Origin of the sequence: Microcoleus sp. LAD1_D3, assembly GCF_036702135.1 — a bacterium.
Lineage (GTDB): Bacteria > Cyanobacteriota > Cyanobacteriia > Cyanobacteriales > Microcoleaceae > Microcoleus.
The window spans coordinates 1-1,935 of record NZ_JAUBSB010000149.1 but is presented as its reverse complement, the minus strand read 5'-3'; the positions used below and the strand labels follow the sequence as shown (position 1 = coordinate 1,935).

Below are 1,935 nucleotides of genomic sequence, written 5' to 3'. Positions count from 1 at the left end.
CTGATACTTTTAATCCAGACAATCTCCGACAATCGGCGAAAATCTGAATATAGCACACTCATCAGACAAGTCTGAGAGTATGGTGGTATCCCACAAAGCTTTGAGGAAAATTCCCAAAGCGCCATTAAAATCACGGGGTATTTCATAACCGCAATTAGGGCATCTAAAGGTTTTAGACCCACCTAACTTTCTATGAATATGACCGCATTTTGTACAAGTTTTGGAAGTATATTCTTCCGTTACTCTAACTAATCTCGAACCGTAACGGTTACAGAGATGCTCTAAAGTTTGCGAGAACTGATAAAATGCCCAAGTCATCATCGCCCTCGCCGACTTAGAATTAAGCTTGCGACTACCTCTTGCCACCATTTGAGAAGTTTCAAAAGTGGGCAGGTAAATGACATCGTAATTCCGCGCCAAATAACTTGCTACTTGTTTATGGATTTCAGAACGTAGATTTTTAATCTTAGTCCTAACTTTCTCCATCGCTTGTCTCAGGCGATAGCGCAATCGAGAAAACTGACCGCTCTTTGAGCGTCCAAGTTTTGACTGCATCTTATCTAAGTGCTGACACAATCTAGCAATTTTCCCAAAGTCGTGCTTCCCGAATTCAGTAAAAGAATTGCCATCAAATCCAGTTAAAAAACAGCGCAGTCCGGGGTCGAGCGCAATAGTCATTCCACCATTTTTAGGATCAGGAATGTCCATCTCTACGGGCATATTCACGAACCAGCGTCCCTTGTTATAGGTAACTTCTACGGCTTTGTCGTAGTTAACCAAGCAATAGTTTTGTCCAGTCCATAGAGGTTTTTCCAGATTCTTACTAGCATTCGCCATTAGATGACCGTTTCTATAGTCACCCGGGTCAAACTGAATTGTCTGTTTTTGGTCACGAATCGATCTAAATCGAGCTAACTTCAGTCCAACCAAAGGATTGGGTTTTGCTTTCTTTCCTCTGCCTAATTGAGCAGGCTGTTTGTCAGTTTTCTTCCAAGCCGTATAAGCCTCGAAAAGTGAATTATCTAAACTATGCGCTATTCCTAATTCTTTGCACCATTCAGGAACTATCTCGTAATCTAGAGTTTTACAGAAACTACGAAATGCTTGTTTACCGTTCGTCTTCAGGACTGGTTGGTTAGTTTTCTTATCTACAGTGTAGTAGGTAAATTTTCCCTGATGCTGATTTAGGTACGCGATTGCATTGTTATACACTTTGCGATTGGCGTGAATCCTCAGCATCCAGACTTTCTTCGTTTCCCCCTTTGGGTAAACTCGGTACGTCAGTGTCTTCAATGATTTGCTTTTTGTACTTTCTGAGTCCGTACAATCGGCAACTAAAGACGTGGATAATGGCGAGTATATCTTCAACCATTTCTCTTTCTGGACTAAGTGAACTATTGTTGAGAACCAGAATCTTACACCCGCCCCGCTCCGCAAACCATGAGATAAGATCGAATCCGAATCGGCATAATCTATCTTTTGAGGCAACGACAACCATTCCGATGTCGCCTGTGTAAATGTGTTCCAGTAGGGCGATAAGACCTTTCCTTTTGAAGTTAAGTCCGCTCCCGATGTCTTGGATAATTTCGCATCCGGGGTAGCGAGACAAAAGAAAGTCAGCCTGTCGTAGAAGGTCGGCTTTTTGACTTCGACTGCTAACTCTGGCGTAGAGGATTGTTGGTTTAGTAGATGGAATATTGACAACTGAGTCGCAGTCATATCTCCGCTGTCCTGAAGGCGTTCGGTACGCTTTGATTTTCCCTTCTTGTTCCCACCGTTCAAGGGTTTTTGAACATACTCCGAGTCGTTGAACAGCGATTCTTGGTGGTACATAATTGGACATATTGGGTTTGTTTGAGTGAATTATCTCAGTATACTCCAATTGTCTAACTTATGGCGGGAATGTCTAAGAAAATGTCGTCCTGGGAACTACTC

At 42.5% G+C, this 1,935-nt stretch carries 2 protein-coding genes; both read right to left on the bottom strand.

Annotated elements, in window-relative coordinates:
* Positions 1-9: 9 nt before the first annotated feature.
* Positions 10-1,239, bottom strand: a complete 1,230-nt coding sequence (locus tag QUA74_RS29670; protein WP_333336340.1) for a transposase — start codon at positions 1,237-1,239, stop codon at positions 10-12.
* Positions 1,205-1,843 (bottom strand): IS607 family transposase, encoded by a 639-nt coding sequence (locus tag QUA74_RS29665; protein ID WP_333336337.1) that lies wholly within the window; start codon positions 1,841-1,843, stop codon positions 1,205-1,207. Before QUA74_RS29665 ends, QUA74_RS29670 begins: the two co-directional genes overlap by 35 nt.
* Positions 1,844-1,935: the final 92 nt, after the last annotated feature.